The organism is Enterococcus cecorum (assembly GCF_052119425.1).
Classification (GTDB): Bacteria; Bacillota; Bacilli; order Lactobacillales; family Enterococcaceae; genus Enterococcus_E; species Enterococcus_E cecorum_C.
The window spans coordinates 1-805 of record NZ_JBQKFH010000089.1; the positions used below are offsets into that span (position 1 = coordinate 1).

General features: G+C 37.3%; 1 protein-coding gene. It reads right to left on the bottom strand.

Going from position 1 to position 805, the window contains the following annotated elements; translation table 11 throughout:
* Positions 1-167 precede the first annotated feature (167 nt).
* Positions 168-611 (bottom strand): GNAT family N-acetyltransferase, encoded by a 444-nt coding sequence (locus ACTQZM_RS11875; protein ID WP_441653885.1) that lies wholly within the window; start codon positions 609-611, stop codon positions 168-170.
* Positions 612-805: the final 194 nt, after the last annotated feature.

Consider the following 805-nt stretch of genomic DNA (forward strand, 5'->3'; position numbering starts at 1 on the left):
TAGGATGGATGAGTCCTGTTCAATATAGGCTCCATCTTTTAGCTGCATAATGAAAACGAGACGACCGGAGTCGTCTCGTAAAAAAGTCTAACTTTTTGGGGTCACCTCATTACGGCTAGGTATTTTTTATTACTTTTTACCGTTTGAAGGCAAAATAAAGACATGTCTTACACTTTTTCTGAAGCTAAACGCATATCAATATGTTCGATGCCATCTTCTAAATACACTTTTGAAATCGCCTCAAAACCAAAACCTTCATAAAACTTGCGCGCATGAGTCTGGGCACTGATATATACATCCTCGCCTTTATACTGATACGAACTGTAATCAATCGCCGCACGCATCAATTGCCATCCCACTCGCTGATGACGCACTTTTGGATGCACCACCACACGACCAATTCTAAGCTTATCCTCTTGATGATAAATCCTAGCATAACCAACCATCTCATCATCTATTCTTAAACAAATATGATAGGCTGACAAATCGTATGCATCAATATCTTGGTACAGACAGTTTTGCTCGACAATAAAGACGAGATTACGCAAACGATATAACTCGAATAATTCCATCGTAGTTAAATCACTAAATTTCTTAGCTGTAATATCCATGCTATTCCCCCTCGCCTCTATTATACGGGCTATTGAAACAAATTGCAGTAAAAAAGACTAATCCTATGTAGAATCAGTCTTTCGGTTCTATGATATTTAGTGTTGTTACTCAAATTGAGGATAACGCTGAATATCTTTTTTGTTTGAAACAATAGAAAAAGACATCTGTTTCCTCTATAATTAAGTCGACCAAA